Here is a 14,481-nt window from a genome sequence, read left to right on the forward strand (position 1 = left end):
AGTCATCTTCCGCTTCGCCATGCGGCGAGCGCGCCATGCGCTCGCCCGGTTCACACTGCCCGCGCACCGGCCGGACGCGGCGTGCTGACCGCGCTCGCCCGCGCGTTCCGAACCCCGGAACTGCGCAAGAAACTGCTGTTCACCCTGTTCATCGTCCTCGTGTTCCGGCTGGGGCAGAACCTGCCGCTCCCGAACGTGGACGTGACCGCGCTGAAGTCCGCCGCCGACGCCGCGAAGAAGAGCGACCAGCTGTACGGGTTGCTCGACCTGTTCAGCGGCGGCGCGCTGCTGAAACTGTCGGTCTTCGCGCTCGGCATCTACCCCTACATCACCGCGAGCATCGTCCTGCAGCTGCTGACGGTGGTCGTCCCGAAGCTGGAGGCGCTGAAGAAGGAAGGCCAGTCCGGCACCACGAAGATCACCCAGTACACCCGCTACCTCACCGTCGCGCTGGCGATCCTGCAGGGCGCGAGCGTCGTGGCGATGACGTCCGCCGGGCAGCTCTTCCGGGGCTCGGACGGCATCCTGCACGACAAGGGTGTCTTCCCGATCGCCACGATGGTCGTGTGCATGGTCGCCGGGACGGCCGTCACGATGTGGCTGGGCGAGCTCGTCACCGAGCGGGGCGTCGGCAACGGGATGTCGGTCCTGATCTTCACGCAGGTGGTGGCCGTCTTCCCCGGCCAGCTCTGGGGCATCTACAAGGCGAAGGGCGGGTTCGTCTTCGCCCTCGTCGTCATCGTCGGGCTGGCGATCATGGCCGGCGTCGTCTTCGTCGAGCAGGCGCAGCGGCGCGTCCCGGTGCAGTACGCCAAGCGGATGGTCGGCCGCCGCGTCTACGGCGGCACCTCGACCTACCTCCCGCTGAAGGTCAACCAGGCGGGGATCATCCCCGTCATCTTCGCGTCGTCGCTGCTGTACCTGCCGGTGCTGGCCACCCGGCTGTGGCCGGACGCGGGGTGGCTGCGGCGGGTCCAGCCCTATCTCGACCAGGCGAACCCGTGGCACATGAGCGCGTTCTTCGCGCTCATCGTGTTCTTCACCTACTTCTACGTGGCGATCACCTTCAACCCGGTGGAGGTCGCCGGCAACATGCAGAAGTACGGCGGCTTCGTGCCCGGCATCCGGCCGGGACGCCCGACCGCCGAGTACCTCGACCACGTCCTGACCCGCGTGACCGCGCCCGGCTCGCTCTACCTGGGGCTCGTCGCGCTCATCCCGATGGCGGCGCTGGCGCTCCTGGACGTCGGGGACCAGTTCCCCTTCGGCGGGACGACGATCCTCATCGCGGTCGGGGTCGCCCTGGACACGGTCAAGCAGATCGAGAGCCGCCTCCAGCAGCACAACTACGAAGGGTTCCTCACCTGACCGCGAGCCGCCGCGCGAGTCTCCGCGTGAGCCGCCGCGTGAGCCGCCGCCGGGACGCGCCGTCCCGGCGGCGGGCCGCGCGGCCGCCGGACCGGTGGGTCACAGGTGCGGGGCGAGGGCGGCGAGGAGGTGGCGCTTGGGCTTGGCGCCGACCATCTGGTGGACGACCTCGCCGTCCTTGTAGAGGGTCAGCGTGGGGAAGCCGAGGACGCCGTACCGGGCGGCGATGTCGGGGTTCTCGTCGCCGTTGAGCGAGGCGATGGTGAGCCGGTCGCCGAGTTCGGCGTCGAGCTGCTCAAGGATCGGCGCGATCATCTTGCACGGCGGGCACCAGTCGGCCCAGAAGTCGACCAGGACCGGGCCCGGTGCGTTCAGCACCCGCTCGTCGAAGGTCGCGCTGGTCACCGTGATCATTCGTCGCCTCCTGGGGGACGGTGCAGCCGGGGCAGGCCCGGGCGAGTTGGGCGGCCACGTCGGCACGGCGCCGGACGAGGGTGCGGATCTCGGCGTCGATCTCGGCGAGCTTGCGCCGGTAGACCGCGACCGGCTCGGGGCACGCGTCACCGGTCGCGTGGCCGGAGCGCAGGCAGTCCACGAACGGGCGGGTCTCCTCCAGCGTGAACCCCGCCGCCAGCAGCGACCGGATCTGCGCGACGAGCGGCAGGTCGGACTCGTCGTACTGGCGGTACCCGTTGGGCGCGCGGCGCGCGGTGATCAGCCCCTGCTGCTCGTAGAAGCGCAGCGTGCGGGTGCTGACGCCGGCGCGTTCGGCCAGCTCGCCGATCAGCATCGGAGACCCTCCTTCGGTGGCCGTCAGCGACCGTACGCCTTGACGTGCGCGTCAAGGTCAAGCGGCGCGGGCTCGGGACGGGCGTCGAAGGACTCCCGGGCGGTGAGGACGTCGGGCGCGTGGGCGAGGGCCCAGTCGGCGATGGCGCCGGTCAGGTGGCCGACCTCGGCGCCGAGCGGGGTGAGGCCGTACTCGACGCGCGGCGGGACGGTCGGGTAGACGGTGCGGCTGACCAGGCCGTCGCGTTCGAGGGCGCGCAGGGTCCGGGTGAGCATCTTCTGGGTGATGCCGTCGAGCGTGCGGCGCAGCTCGTTGAAGCGCATCGGCCCGTCAGCGCGGCGCAGGGCGGCGAGCACGTAGAGCGTCCACTTGTTGGCGAGGACCTCGATGACCGTGCGGGACGGGCAGTCGTGGCGGTAGACGAGGGGCCGGCGGTCGTGCGAGGCGGTATCCATAAGGTACCTGGATATCAAACAGGTGCCTTCTTCACAACGGATACCGTTCTCGTCCAGCATGGACGCCGTGCGGTCGGGTGACCGCGGAAGGGGTGCCGGAGATGCGTGCTGTGCGGCAGCGGACGTGGGGCGGTCCGGACGTGCTGGAGGTCGCCGAGGTCCCGCGACCGGACGCGGGACCGGGCGAGGTGCTGGTCAGGGTCGCGGCGGCCGGGGTGAACCCGGCGGACTGGAAGATCCGCTCGGGCGCCGTGCGGAGGTTCGGGGAGCCGCCGTTCACGCTCGGGCTGGACGTCGCGGGCGTGGTCGAGGCCGTCGGCGGCGGCGCGGCCGCGTTCCGGCCGGGCGACGCGGTGTTCGGCAACGCGGTGCCGCCGAACGGGGCGTACGCGGAGTTCGTCGCGGTTCCGCAGGAGCGGCTCGCGCACGTCCCGGACGGGCTGGACCTCGTGCACGCCGCGGCGCTGCCGACCGCCGTGCTGACGGCGTGGCAGCCGCTCGTCCGGGTCGCGGGGGTCGGCGCGGGGCAGCGGGTGCTGGTGCACGCGGCGGCGGGCGGGGTCGGGCACCTGGCCGTGCAGATCGCCAAGGCGCGCGGCGCGCATGTGACGGGCACGGCGCGGGCCGCCAAGCACGCGTTCCTGCGCGGGCTGGGCGCCGACGAACTGGTCGACTACACGGTGGACGACTTCGCCGCGACCGTCCGGGACGTCGACGTGGTCCTGGACCCGATCGCCGGCGACTACGGGCCCCGGTCGCTGCGGACGCTGAAGCCGGGCGGGCTGCTCGTCGACGTGCGCGGCACCGGCCCCGACCGGACGGAGGTGCGGCCGCTGGCGGACGAGCGGGGCCTGCGGTTCGTGGAGTTCGGCTTCACCCCGTCCGGCGCGGACCTGGCCGACGCCGTCCGCGGCGGGGTGCGGGCCGTGGTCGACGAGGTGCTGCCGCTGGACGAGGCGGCGAAGGCGCACGGGCTCAGCGAGACGGGACGGGTGGCGGGGAAGATCGTCCTCGTCGTGTGAGGCGGACCCGCGCCGCGGGACGGAGCCGTGCCGCGGGGCGGAGCCGCCGGACGAGGTGGAACAGCGCGGCGGGCGCGGCGGCGGCCCACAGGATCGCGGCGCCCGCGTGCTGGTCGTCCAGGGGAGCTGCGCCCCAGCGGCGTCCGAGACCTTCGTACCAGCCGCCGCCGAGGACGGTCCCGTCCAGCATGAGGACGATCCCGGCCGCGACCAGCAGCAGCGGCAGGACGAGCGGCACGCGCGCGCTGCTGAAGAACGCGAGGCCGATGCCGAGGAAGCACGCCATGGCCAGCGAGTGCAGCGCATGGTTGGCGAGCGACGCACCGAAGAGAGGCGAGACGTAATACGCGTAGAGGCTCAGCAGGAACAGCACTGAGGACACGACCGGTTCCCTGAGAAACCGCACGCCCCGGCTGTCGAGGACGGCGGCGAGCAGCGAGCCCGCAGGTACGAGCCGTGAGGGACGTCCATACAGGAGCAGTATGGGGGCGACCACTCCGACTAGTACGTGCTGCAAGGCGTGGGCGCTGAACAGGACCATGCTGTAGCGAGCGATGCCGCTGCCCATGGCGAACAGCAGGACGCTCAATCCCGCTGCCCACGCCACGCTACGGCGAACAGGCCAGCTCCCCGCATGCAGCACCCCGATCCCGTACAGGACGGCCCCGGCGAGGACGAGCACCAGGAACAACGGGTCGATCCACCAGTGCGTCAGGTATGCGCCGACGCCGGCGGGACCGGGCAGCGGGAAGCCGAGCCGCAGGGCGACCGCGTCGATGGTGCCGGGCGAGACCTCGGGCGGCGGCGTCCGCGACAGGCCGGTCGCCAGCGCCATCGTCGCGGCCATCGCGACGATCTCCGCCGACCCGAGCCGGACGAACGGCCGGGGCGCCGACGCCAGTACCGGGATCGTGGCGCGGCGGTGCCACCAGCCCATCGCGCCGAGGGCGACGAGCGCGGCGGCCTTCGCCGCCACCAGCGCGCCGTAGCGCGACCCGAGGTGCGGGCCGCCGAGCCGGATCCACGCGTTCACCGCGCCGCTCACTCCGACGACGGTGAACGCGACCAGCGCGAGCCCGCTGTACCGCTCCACGACGCCGGGCAGCCGGTCCCGGATCTCCGGCGCGAGGAGGACGAGCGCCACGAGCCCGCCGGTCCACAGCGACGCGCCCGCGATGTGGGCGGCGAGGCTGTAGACGGCGAGGGCGTGGTGGGATCCGGTCGCGGCGTGGCCGGTGAACAGCGGCGGCATGAGCCCGGCGAGCGCGCCGAGCAGCAGGTATCCGGCCGCGCCGGGGGCGGCGGGCAGCCGGGCCGCCCACCAGAGCGCGGCGGCGGCCGCGAAGACGAGGACCAGTGCCCGGCCCTGCGGCAGGTCGAGGAGGAACGTCCGCAGCATGTCGCCGCTGATGCCGGTGAGCCCGATCCCGAACAGGTCGGAGACGCTGAACGCGGCGAGCGCGAGCGTGCACAGCGCCCAGGCCAGCGCGCTCAGCGACGCGGCCCGCAGGCACCGGCGCGCGGTGTCCGTCGCCGGGACGTACACGGCGGCGGCGAGCAGCCAGCCGACCGTCATGGTTGACGCGGCGTTCACGCCCAGCTTGGCGACGGTGAGGCCGGTCTCGGTCAGCGCGCCGGCCTCCGACAGCCCGGGCGCGGCGGCGGCTCCGAGCGACCCTCCGAGCCGTATGACCAGCGCGAGGACGAGCAGGGACGCCGCGAGCGCCGCCGTCAGGAGGACGGGCCGGTCGATCCCGGGCGCCTGCCGCGGTTGCGTTGCCACGGCGGGAGATACGCGCGGACCGGGGCGGAAGGTTCACCGCGCACTAAAGTGTCCGCCATGCCGCCGCCGTCCGTGCCGCCGCCACCCCCTTCCTCCCCGCCCCCGTCCTTCTCGCCGCCCCCGTCCTTCTCTCCGCCTCCGCCGCCGCGCTTCCCGGCGAACCCCGACCCGGACCGGCTGCACGGGTGCCTGCTCGGCGGCGCGATCGGCGACGCGCTCGGCGCGCCCGTCGAGGGGCTGACGCTCGACCGGATCCGGGCGCGGCACGGCCCGGACGGGGTGACCGGCTTCGTCGACGAGCGCTTCGGCGCCGGCGCGATCACCGACGACACGCAGCTGACGATGTTCACCGCGAACGCGCTGGTCGAGGACTTCCTACGGGCCCGCGAGCGCGGGATCGGCGGCGCCACGATGGGCATGCTCCAGGAGTCGTACCTGAGGTGGCTGAAGGGCCAGGGGGAGGTGTTCCCCGACCAGGGCATGGGCGGCATCTGGCGGTTCCCGCAGCCGGAGCACGCGCTGATGGCGCGCCGCGGGCCGGGCCGCAGCACCATCTCCGCCCTGCTGAAGGCGGCGGAACGGCAGCGGTCGGGGTGGCCGCTCGGCACGGTCGACGAGCCCATCAACGACTCGAAGGGGTGCGGCGGCGTGATGCGGGCGGCGCCCTGCGGCTTCCCGCCGTGGGGAGGGGGCGCCGAGAGCGCGTTCCGCATCGGCCGGGACGCGGCGGCGCTCACGCACGGCCATCCCAGCGGCCACCTCCCGGCGGGCGTCCTCGCCGCGACGGTGTGGGTGCTGGTGCGCGGCGGCGACCTGCCGGAGGCCCTCGACATCGCCCGCGAGCAGCTCGAGACGCAGGACGGGCACGGCGAGACGTCCGCGGCCCTCGACGCCGCCGTGGACCTGGCCCGCCGCGGCGGGCCGCCGTCGCCCGAGCGGCTGGAGGCGCTCGGCGCGGGCTGGACGGGGGAGGAGGCGCTCGCCATCGCCGTCTACGCCGCCCTCGTCCCGATGCCGTCCGAAGGCGAGGCGGCCCGCCGGCTGCTGCTCGCCGTGAACCACTCGGGCGACAGCGACTCCACCGGCGCGATCTGCGGCAATCTCGTCGGCGCGATGCACGGCACCGGGGCCCTCCCGGCTCGCTGGCGGGCGGACGTGGAGGTCGCCGCGGGGATCGAGACGCTGGCCGGAGCCTGCGCCGACGAGTTCGGGCCGACCCCGCCCGTCGACGCCACGGGATACCCGACGAGGAGAAGATGAGCGCCAACGACGGTGGCAACACCTACCTGGAGAAGGTCGTCGCCCAGCAGGCCGTCCTGGAGGACGGCCTGAGGTCGCGCCGCACGGCCCCGCCGCCGCCCGGCGCGGCGCCGCCGCCGGGGCCGCTGGCCAAGCGCGACCGCGCGCTCGGCGCCGCGCCCGCCGCGTCCCCCGAGCACGCCGAGGCGGGCCCGGTCGAGGTGCGGGTCAAGGGGTTCTGGCGCTGGAAGAACGTGCTGGTCCCGCCGAACGCCTTCGTCGTGCACACCCGCCGGGGGCGCGCGGAACCGCTGCACATCGGGCTGGGGGTGTCGTTCCGGTTCAACCCGTCCACGGACTCGTTCCTGGTGGTGCCGGGCGCGACGCAGACCATCCTGATCAACGCCTACTGCATCTGCAGCGAGCTGCAGGGCGTCCTCGTCCAGGGCTACGTCCAGTGGATCATCCAGGACTTCGCGACCGCGTACCGCAAGCTCGACTTCGGCGACGCGCAGGACCCGATGCGGGTGGTGAACCTGCAGCTCCGCGAGCAGGCCGAGGCGGCGATCAAGGACAAGGTCTCCAGCATGGGCGTGCGGGACGTGCTGAGCGACAAGCAGCCGATCATCGAGGAGCTGACCGCGCGGCTGCGCGCCGTCGCCGAGGGCGAGGACCACAGCGACCGGGGGCTCGGGCTGCGGATCGTCACCGTGCAGATCAAGGAGGCGGTGGTCAGCTCGTCGCGGCTGTGGGAGAACCTGCAGAAGCCGTACCGGGCCGAGCAGGGCCGGATCGCGCGGCTGGCGGAGCTGGAGGCGGAGGAGGCCGTCGCGCAGCGGGAGATGGCGGCCGAGCGGGTGAAGGAGACGCAGCGGCTGGAGCACGAGCGGGAGCTGGCGGAGCTGCGGTCGCGCAACGAGGCGCAGCGGTTCGACACCGAGGCCGCCGAGAAGCAGCGCCGGACCCGCCGCGAGCACGACGACGCCCGCGAGGTCGCCGAGCTGGAGACGGAGACGACGCGGCACGCGCTGCGGATGGAGCGCGAGCGGCACGCGGAGGAGGCCGAGACGGGGCGGCTGCGGATCGAGCGCGACCACGAGCTGAACCGGCTGCGGGTCGAGGGCGAGCTGGTGATCCAGGAGACGCGGGCGCGGTCCCAGCACGAGACGGCGCTGCTGGGGCTGGAGCGCGACCGGGCCCGCGCCGCGATGGACAACGAGCAGACGCCCGCCGCGATCCAGGCGCGCCTCATCGCCCGGCTGCCCGACATCCTGGAGCGGCTGCCGAAGCCGGACGAGCTGCGCACCGTGACCGTCAACGGCGCCGACCAGACCAGCCTGGCGGGGCTGCTGACCCAGCTCGCCGCGGTGGTCGGCGCCCTGCGCGCGGCCGCCGGCGAGTCCCCGTCCGCCACGGCCGGGGCGCCGTCTGTCACGGGCGGGGCGCCTCCGGCGGGAAGCGGACGGGCAGCGCGGTGAGCGCCCGGTGGAACGGGCCGGGACGCCATTCCAGCTCGTCCACCGGGACCGCCAGCTCCATGTCGGGGAGCCGGTCGAGGAGCTTCTCGATGGCCACGGACGCGATGAGCCGCGCCTGGCCCTTGGCCGGGCAGGTGTGCGGGCCGGCGCTGAACGCCAGGTGGGCGCGGTTGCCGGCGCGTCCGGCGGCCGCCCGCGACGGGTCGGTGTTGGCGGCGGCGTAGGAGATGACGACCGGCTGGTCCTTCGGCAGCACGCGGCCCCGGAACTCGACGTCCTGCCGCGGATAGGTGATCCCGAAGTTCGCCATCGGCGGGTCCGTCCACAGGATCTCGTCGAGGGCGTCCTCTACGGGCAGGCTGCCGCCGGACAGGTCACCGCCGAACCGGTCGTCCGACAGCAGCAGCCGCATGCCGTTGGCGATGAGGTTCTGCTCCGGCTCGACGCCGCCGCCGAGCAGCGTCACGAGCTGGTGCAGCATCTCCGCGTCGGTCAGCTCGGACGGGTGGGACAGCAGCCACGACGTCACGTCCGCGCCCGGCCTCTCCCGCTTCAGCGCGACGAGCTCCATCGTCGCGCCGCCGAGCATCGCGTTGCTCGCCTCGGCGTCGACGCCGTTGAGGATGCCGCCGAGCCCGGTCAGCATCCGCTCGCCGATGTCCGGCGGGCAGCCGAACAGCTCCAGCACCACCCGCGTCGGCAGCATTCGGGCGTACCCGGCGATCAGCTCGACCTCCCCGTCCCCGGCGAAGCCGTCGATGACGAGGTCGGCGTTGCGCTCGACGTTCTCGCGCAGCGCCGCGGGGTCGACGCGCGCGAGGCCGTCGGTCACCGCGGACCGCAGCCGCGCGTGGGCCGGGCCGTCCGCCGCCTGGCAGTTCTCCCGCCACATCATCACCGGCAGCACCGGGCAGTCCGCGGGCACCCCGGCCTGCCAGCGCCGCGCGTCCTTCGGGAACGTCGCCGGGTCGCGCAGCACCTCCAGCGCCGCGTCGTAGCCGATGACGAGCGTCGCCGGGATCCCCGGCGCCAGCTCGACGGGCGCGAGGTCGCCGTGCTCCCGCATCCGCGCGTAGACGCGTTCGGGCGCCTCCGCGAACTCCGGCCCGTACATGGGCACGCGGTCGGCCGTGACAGGCGCTTCGGTCATTGCGGGGGGAACCTCACCGGCAGGGCGACCAGCGCGCGGTGGAACGGGCCGGGCCGCCATTCCAGCTCCTCGGCGGGGACCGCCAGCTCCATGTCGGGGAGCCGGTCGAGGAGCATCTCGATCGCGGCGGACGCGATGAGGCGCGCGTGCCCCTTGGCCGGGCAGGTGTGCGGGCCCGCGCCGAAGGCCAGGTGGGCGCGGTTGCCCGTCCGGGCGTGCGAGGCGCGGGACGGGTCGGTGTTCGCCGCCGCGTACGAGATCAGCACGGGCTGGTGGGCGGGCAGCCGGTGGCCGTGGAAGTCGAGGTCGTGCCGCGGGAAGGCGGTGTTGTAGTTCGCCAGCGGCGGGTCGGTCCACAGGATCTCGTCGAGGGCGTCCTCGACGGGGAGGCTGCCGCCGGACAGGTCGCCGCCGAACCGGTCGTCCGACAGCAGCAGCCGCATGCCGTTGGCGATGAGGTTCTGCTCCGGCTCGGTACCGGCGCCCAGCAGCAGCACGATCTGCTCGGCCATCTCGTCGTCGTCGAGCTCGGCGGGATGGCTCATCATCCAGGACGTCACGTCCGCGCCGGGGCTCTCCCGCTTCAGCGCGACCAGGTCCCGCGCGGCCTGCCCGAGCATGGCGTTGGCCTGCTCCGGGGAGACGCCGTCGAAGATCCCGCTCATGCCGCGCACGAGCCGGTCCCCGATCTCGGGCGGGCAGCCGAACAGCTCCCGGAACACCAGCAGCGGCAGCACGCGCGCGTACCCGCCGATGAGGTCGGCCTCGCCCGCGCCGGCGAACCCGTCGATCAGCGTCGTCGCGGCGCCCTCGGTGTGCTCGCGCAGCGCGGCGGGGTCCACGCGGTCCAGGCTCTCCTTGATCACCGCGCGCAGGCGCGCGTGCGTGGCGCCGTTGGTGAACAGGGCGTTGGGCCGGCTCATCATCATCGGCAGCACCGGGCACTCCGGTCCCACCGACGCCTCCCACACCGTGCTGCACCGCGGGAAGGTCTCCGCCTCCCGCATGACCTCCAGCGCCGCGTCGTAGCCGATGACGAGCGTCGCGGGGACCCCGGGGGAGATCTCGACGGGCGCGAGCGCGCCGTGCGCGCGCAGCGCGTCGTACACCCGGCGGGGGTCGGCGGCGAACTCCGGCCCGTAGAGCCGTCCGGGTTCCCCGCCGTCGCCGGCGGCGCCGTCCGCGGGGCGGGTCTGGTCGACGGTCACGGGGCCTCCTGGCCGAGCGCGAGCAGGTGGTCGACGAGCGCGATCAGCGCGTGCGTGGAGGACGTCCGCTCCCGCGCGTCGCAGGTGACGAGCGGCGTGGACGGCGCGAGGTCGAGCGCCTCGCGCACCTCCTCGTCGGGGAACTCCGGCGACCCGTCGAACCGGTTCACCGCCACCGCGTACGGCAGCCCCTGCCTCTCCACGATGTCCATGACGGCGAACGACTCCTGCAGCCGCGCGGTGTCCACCAGGATCAGCGCGCCGAGCGCGCCGCGCGCCAGGTCGTTCCAGAGCCGGGTGAAGCGCTTCTGGCCGGGCGCGCCGAACAGGTACAGGACGAGGTCGTCGCTCAGCGTGAGCCGGCCGAAGTCCATCGCGACGGTGGTCGTCGTCTTGTCGCGGACGCCGGCCAGGTCGTCGACGGTGGCGCCGGCCTGCGTCATCCGCTCCTCGGTGCGCAGCGGCCGGATCTCCGACAGCGTCCCGACGTAGGTCGTCTTGCCGACCGCGAAGTGCCCCACGATGAGGATCTTGACGGCGGTCCGGACGGTCTCCCGCAGGTAGGTCCCGCCGCCGGCCACGCCCGTGTCAGAGACTTGCGCGGAGTCCATCGAGCACCTCCTGCAGGAGCCGGGTCCGGGACGTCGGGGCGGCCGGTGCCGGCGCCCGCGTGGTGAGGTGGCCGCTGTCGACCAGGTCGGACAGCAGCACCTTCGTGACCCCGACGGGCAGGGCCAGATGCCCGGCGATCTCCACGACCGACAGCGCGCCGCCCCGGCACAGCTCCACGATCCGCAGCTTCTCCGGGGACAGCCCCCGCCGGGGCAGGTCGCCGGCCGAGATCACCAGCGTGACCAGGTCGAACACATTGCGGGACGGGTGCGCCCGGCCGCCGGTGACCACGTGCGGCCGGACCAGCGCCCGCTCGTCGCGGCGGCGGCTCATGCGACGCTGTCCGCGCCCGGGCGCGGCGGGCTGGTCAGCTCCTTGCCCAGCCGCTGCACCAGTTCCTGGAGCCGGAACGACACCGTCTCCATGTCCACGTGCTGCGTCGCCGACACCGCCAGGTAGGCGCCCGGCCCCGCCGCGACGAGGAACACGTACCCGTCGTCGAACTCGCTGACGGTCTGCCGCCACGTCGTGCCCGCGTCGCCGCAGAACTCGGCGGTGCTGCGGGCCAGCGACTGCAGCCCGGACATGCCGGCCGCCTGCCGTTCCGCCTCGTCCCGCCCGATGCGCTCCGAATGGGCCATCAGCAGCCCGTCGGCCGACAGCAGGATCGCGTACCGCGTCTCCGGCATCCGCAGGGCGTCGTCGAGCATCCACCCGAGCCGGTTCGTGCCGTCGTCCATCGCGCCGTTCCACCCCTCGTTCATGGCCGCAGGTCCTTTCCTTCAACGCTCGGCGGCGGCACCGGAGTGCCGGCGGGCGGCGTGCCCGCGCGGCCGGACCGGGTGCCGCGCTGCCAGGCGCCGAGCCCGGCGGCGGTCTCGCGCGCCGGGCGCACCGGCGCGGCCCAGGCGGCCGGGGCGGGCGCGTCCGGCTCGTCCGGTTCGGGGGCGCGGTCGGCGACCGCGACGCGGCTGCGCTTGGGCAGCCCGTGCTCGGTGGACGGGACGTCCGGCGCGGCCGCGGCCTGCCCGCCCTCGGCGCCGCCGGACGCGGCGGGCCGCGTCCGAGGGCCGTCGGGCACCTCGGTGAGCAGCGAGCTCGGCACGAACACGACGGCGCGCACGCCGCCGTAGGGGGACCGCGAGTCGACCGACACCGAGAACCCGTACCGGGCGGCGAGCACCCCCGCGACGGCGAACCCGACGCGCGGCGGGTCGCCGAGCCGGTGCACGTCCACCGACGTCTCGCCGGACAGCAGCTCGGCGGCGCGCTGGAGCTCCTCGGCGTCCATCGCGACGCCCGCGTCGTCGATGGTGATGGCGACGCCGTTGTGCGCGGTGCGGAAGTTGACCTCGACGGCGGTGTCCGGGCGGGAGTGGCGGGCGGCGTTGTCGAGCAGCTCGGCGAGCGTCAGCACGACCGGCTCGACCGCCCGGCTGGTGATCGCGACGTTCACCGGTCCCTCCAGGTTGATCCGCAGGTAGTCGCGGATCCGGGAGGTCGCGCCGCGCACCACGTCGGTCATCGAGGACGCCGAGCGCTGCTGGCCCGGCCACGACCCGCACAGCACGGCGGTGGCCTGCGCGCGCCGGCCGAGCTGGGCGTTCATGTGGTCGATGCGGAGCAGGCCGTCGAGCACGTCGGGGTCGTCGTGCCGCTCCTGCATCGAGGAGATGGCGAGCTGCTGCTCGTTGGCGAGGCTCTGCACGGCGCGCATCATCGCGCGGAGGGTCGACTTGGCGGACTGGTCGGCCCGCGCCCTGACCCGGTCGGCGGACCCGGCGAACAGGTCCATCACCGTCTGCAGGGACTGGCCGAAGGCGGGCGCCTTGCGGGTGAGGTCGTGCAGGGGGCCGGCGACGCGCATGCCCGGGTTGTGGAGCGAGTCCATCAGCTCGGGCAGCCGGACATCGGCGAGGTGCCGCAGCTCCTTGTCGCGCAGTTCGACGCCGGCCGCGAGGGCGGCGTTCTGGTCGCGGAGCTCGGCGGTCAGCCGCCGCTGGCGCGCCAGCTGGACGGCGGCGGCGACGCCGGCGGCGGCCACGACGACGAGCGCCGCCGCCAACAGGGTTTGCTCCATCGGATCCTCGTGACGCAGGGGGTCGGGCGGGACGAGCCGGCGTCGGACCGTCTCGTGGCCGGTGGGACGGGTGCCGACGGCGCAGGTCGGGGAGGTGACGCGCCGCGGTTTCGTGACCGTAGGCCGGGGCGCGGCGGACGCGCTTGTGCCCGCGCGCAGAGAACTTGCCGCGAGGCGCATGCCACGATCACCGGCAGTCCGATACGCGTTACTTTCCGGCGTGTTCGCCTGATTTGGCGGCGGCGATCGTACTACCCTCGCCTGCGGCGGGCCGCCCTGATCAGCGCGTCCCCGACGCCGGCTCGGCGGCGCCCGCCCGGGTGCGGCACGGCGGAAGGGCAGGGGTGGACGACGGCGCCTACCGGCTCGTCCTGTGCTGGTCGGAGCAGATCGACTGCGTCCGCACCGCCGGCCAGGCGCACCGCGAGCGCGCCGACGGCTACCGCTTCCTGCTGCCGCTCGACGGCGAGCTGACCCTGGTCCAGGACGGCCGGGAGGCGCGGCTGCGCCCCGGCACCGGCGGCCTCGTCACGCTGGCCGAGCCGTTCCGGATCGGCATCGCGTCCGGGCACGGGCCGAGCGCCGTCCGCCCGCAGGACGGGGGCCGCCGCGACGGCTCCGCCAGGGCGTTCGTCATGACGATCCCGGCGCGCGAGATGGACCGCCGGCTGCGCCGCCCGTCGCCGGTCGCCACCGGCCTCGACCTGTCCGCCGGCCTCGGCCGCGTCGTCGCCGACATGGTGCGGGCCGTCGGCGAGGAGCGCCGCGCCCTCAGCGCCGCGCAGTTCGACGCCGCCTGCGACCGGATCACCGAGCTGCTCTGCGTCATCGTCGCCGAGCGGCAGCGGCCCGCCGCGCCCGGCCACCTCGCCGAGGTCGAGGCGGTGGTGCGCCGGTACGTGCGCGAGCACGCCACCGAGCCCGGCCTCACCGGCGCCGCCGTGGCCCAGGACCTCGGCTGGTCGCTGCGCCAGGTGCAGCTCGCCCTCCAGCACGCCGGGACGACGCCGCGCGAGCTGATCCGCGAGGAGCGGCTGCGGCTCGTCCGGGACCGGCTGCGCAACCCGCAGGACCGCGACGTCACCATCACCGACCTCGCGCACGCCGCCGGGTTCTCCTCGGCCAGCGCGCTCAGCACCGCGTTCCGCCGCCGGTTCGGGGTGAGCCCGCGCGAACTCCGCTACGCCGCGCACTGACCCCCGTCCCAGGGCGGCCGGATTGGCACGCATTTCCATTCATCCGCGCGCCCCTCGGGGTTACCATTCCGCTGACTTCGTCGGACGGGGCAGACGCGGG

The 14,481-nt window shown here is 74.3% G+C and carries 15 protein-coding genes; 5 read left to right on the forward strand and 10 right to left on the reverse strand.

Annotation, left to right across the window (positions count from 1 at the left end; genetic code table 11):
* Positions 1-81: 81 nt before the first annotated feature.
* A complete protein-coding gene (secY, locus tag ABT299_RS08140; RefSeq protein WP_500250181.1) occupies positions 82-1,368 on the forward strand; it encodes a preprotein translocase subunit SecY in 1,287 nt (428 codons plus the stop codon).
* A 99-nt stretch (positions 1,369-1,467) separates the two neighbouring features.
* Here the strand turns inward: secY and trxA are convergent, their stop codons facing one another.
* The 3 genes from trxA to ABT299_RS08155 are packed head-to-tail and all read right to left on the reverse strand — an operon-like array spanning position 1,468 to position 2,613.
* Positions 1,468-1,782 carry a thioredoxin gene (trxA, locus tag ABT299_RS08145; protein WP_433148460.1) on the reverse strand — a complete coding sequence of 105 codons (315 nt, stop codon included), beginning with the start codon at positions 1,780-1,782 and terminating at the stop codon, positions 1,468-1,470.
* A complete protein-coding gene (locus ABT299_RS08150; protein ID WP_387022883.1) occupies positions 1,664-2,158 on the reverse strand; it encodes a MerR family transcriptional regulator in 495 nt (164 codons plus the stop codon). The genes trxA and ABT299_RS08150 overlap by 119 nt, the downstream gene beginning before the upstream one ends.
* A 23-nt stretch (positions 2,159-2,181) precedes the next feature.
* The gene (locus ABT299_RS08155; RefSeq protein WP_387022881.1) at positions 2,182-2,613 is read right to left on the reverse strand and encodes a winged helix-turn-helix transcriptional regulator; all 432 of its coding nucleotides are present in this window, start codon (positions 2,611-2,613) and stop codon (positions 2,182-2,184) included.
* A gap of 101 nt (positions 2,614-2,714) precedes the next feature.
* Between ABT299_RS08155 and ABT299_RS08160 the strand changes: the two genes are divergently transcribed.
* Positions 2,715-3,635 carry an NADP-dependent oxidoreductase gene (locus ABT299_RS08160; protein ID WP_500250182.1) on the forward strand — a complete coding sequence of 307 codons (921 nt, stop codon included), beginning with the start codon at positions 2,715-2,717 and terminating at the stop codon, positions 3,633-3,635.
* Here the strand turns inward: ABT299_RS08160 and ABT299_RS08165 are convergent.
* Positions 3,589-5,418, reverse strand: coding sequence for a bifunctional copper resistance protein CopD/cytochrome c oxidase assembly protein (locus ABT299_RS08165; protein WP_500250183.1), 1,830 nt, complete (start codon positions 5,416-5,418; stop codon positions 3,589-3,591). The two genes, ABT299_RS08160 and ABT299_RS08165, sit on opposite strands and share 47 nt — an antisense overlap.
* 57 nt (positions 5,419-5,475) lie before the next feature.
* Between ABT299_RS08165 and ABT299_RS08170 the strand changes: the two genes are divergently transcribed.
* Together ABT299_RS08170 and ABT299_RS08175 are read left to right on the forward strand one after the other, a co-directional pair.
* The gene (locus tag ABT299_RS08170; protein WP_500250184.1) at positions 5,476-6,678 is read left to right on the forward strand and encodes an ADP-ribosylglycohydrolase family protein; all 1,203 of its coding nucleotides are present in this window, start codon (positions 5,476-5,478) and stop codon (positions 6,676-6,678) included.
* A complete protein-coding gene (locus ABT299_RS08175; protein WP_500250185.1) occupies positions 6,675-8,135 on the forward strand; it encodes an SPFH domain-containing protein in 1,461 nt (486 codons plus the stop codon). Before ABT299_RS08170 ends, ABT299_RS08175 begins: the two co-directional genes overlap by 4 nt.
* On the opposite strand, the gene ABT299_RS08180 is transcribed toward ABT299_RS08175, so the two are convergent.
* The 6 genes from ABT299_RS08180 to ABT299_RS08205 are packed head-to-tail and all read right to left on the reverse strand — an operon-like array spanning position 8,089 to position 13,185.
* A complete protein-coding gene (locus ABT299_RS08180) occupies positions 8,089-9,285 on the reverse strand; it encodes a cytochrome P450 (RefSeq protein WP_500200903.1) in 1,197 nt (398 codons plus the stop codon). The two genes, ABT299_RS08175 and ABT299_RS08180, sit on opposite strands and share 47 nt — an antisense overlap.
* Positions 9,282-10,493 (reverse strand): cytochrome P450, encoded by a 1,212-nt coding sequence (locus ABT299_RS08185; protein ID WP_500200904.1) that lies wholly within the window; start codon positions 10,491-10,493, stop codon positions 9,282-9,284. Before ABT299_RS08185 ends, ABT299_RS08180 begins: the two co-directional genes overlap by 4 nt.
* Entirely contained in the window at positions 10,490-11,104 is a 615-nt protein-coding gene (locus tag ABT299_RS08190; protein WP_190865493.1) for a GTP-binding protein, read from the reverse strand. Before ABT299_RS08190 ends, ABT299_RS08185 begins: the two co-directional genes overlap by 4 nt.
* A complete protein-coding gene (locus ABT299_RS08195; protein WP_433148485.1) occupies positions 11,082-11,438 on the reverse strand; it encodes a DUF742 domain-containing protein in 357 nt (118 codons plus the stop codon). Before ABT299_RS08195 ends, ABT299_RS08190 begins: the two co-directional genes overlap by 23 nt.
* Positions 11,435-11,869, reverse strand: coding sequence for a roadblock/LC7 domain-containing protein (locus ABT299_RS08200; RefSeq protein WP_241756307.1), 435 nt, complete (start codon positions 11,867-11,869; stop codon positions 11,435-11,437). The genes ABT299_RS08195 and ABT299_RS08200 overlap by 4 nt, the downstream gene beginning before the upstream one ends.
* On the reverse strand, positions 11,866-13,185 hold the full coding sequence (locus ABT299_RS08205; RefSeq protein ID WP_500250186.1) for an ATP-binding protein: 1,320 nt from the start codon (positions 13,183-13,185) through the stop codon (positions 11,866-11,868). Before ABT299_RS08205 ends, ABT299_RS08200 begins: the two co-directional genes overlap by 4 nt.
* A 344-nt stretch (positions 13,186-13,529) precedes the next feature.
* Between ABT299_RS08205 and ABT299_RS08210 the strand changes: the two genes are divergently transcribed.
* Positions 13,530-14,381, forward strand: a complete 852-nt coding sequence (locus tag ABT299_RS08210) for a helix-turn-helix domain-containing protein (RefSeq protein ID WP_500250187.1) — start codon at positions 13,530-13,532, stop codon at positions 14,379-14,381.
* Positions 14,382-14,481 lie beyond the last annotated feature (100 nt).

The organism is Spirillospora sp. NPDC000708, from assembly GCF_040299565.1.
In the GTDB taxonomy this organism is placed as follows: domain Bacteria; phylum Actinomycetota; class Actinomycetes; order Streptosporangiales; family Streptosporangiaceae; genus Spirillospora.

What these genes read in the sequence shown, in the direction of transcription:
- ABT299_RS08170 (WP_500250184.1), top strand. Translation starts at nt 5,476, where the DNA reads ATGCCGCCGCCGTCCGTGCCGCCGCCACCCCCTTCCTCCCCGCCCCCG.
- ABT299_RS08155 (WP_387022881.1), bottom strand. Translation starts at nt 2,613, where the DNA reads ATGGATACCGCCTCGCACGACCGCCGGCCCCTCGTCTACCGCCACGAC.
- ABT299_RS08150 (WP_387022883.1), bottom strand. Translation starts at nt 2,158, where the DNA reads ATGCTGATCGGCGAGCTGGCCGAACGCGCCGGCGTCAGCACCCGCACG.
- ABT299_RS08200 (WP_241756307.1), bottom strand. Translation starts at nt 11,869, where the DNA reads ATGAACGAGGGGTGGAACGGCGCGATGGACGACGGCACGAACCGGCTC.
- trxA (WP_433148460.1), bottom strand. Translation starts at nt 1,782, where the DNA reads ATGATCACGGTGACCAGCGCGACCTTCGACGAGCGGGTGCTGAACGCA.
- ABT299_RS08195 (WP_433148485.1), bottom strand. Translation starts at nt 11,438, where the DNA reads ATGAGCCGCCGCCGCGACGAGCGGGCGCTGGTCCGGCCGCACGTGGTC.
- ABT299_RS08205 (WP_500250186.1), bottom strand. Translation starts at nt 13,185, where the DNA reads ATGGAGCAAACCCTGTTGGCGGCGGCGCTCGTCGTCGTGGCCGCCGCC.
- ABT299_RS08190 (WP_190865493.1), bottom strand. Translation starts at nt 11,104, where the DNA reads ATGGACTCCGCGCAAGTCTCTGACACGGGCGTGGCCGGCGGCGGGACC.
- ABT299_RS08180 (WP_500200903.1), bottom strand. Translation starts at nt 9,285, where the DNA reads ATGACCGAAGCGCCTGTCACGGCCGACCGCGTGCCCATGTACGGGCCG.
- ABT299_RS08175 (WP_500250185.1), top strand. Translation starts at nt 6,675, where the DNA reads ATGAGCGCCAACGACGGTGGCAACACCTACCTGGAGAAGGTCGTCGCC.
- ABT299_RS08160 (WP_500250182.1), top strand. Translation starts at nt 2,715, where the DNA reads ATGCGTGCTGTGCGGCAGCGGACGTGGGGCGGTCCGGACGTGCTGGAG.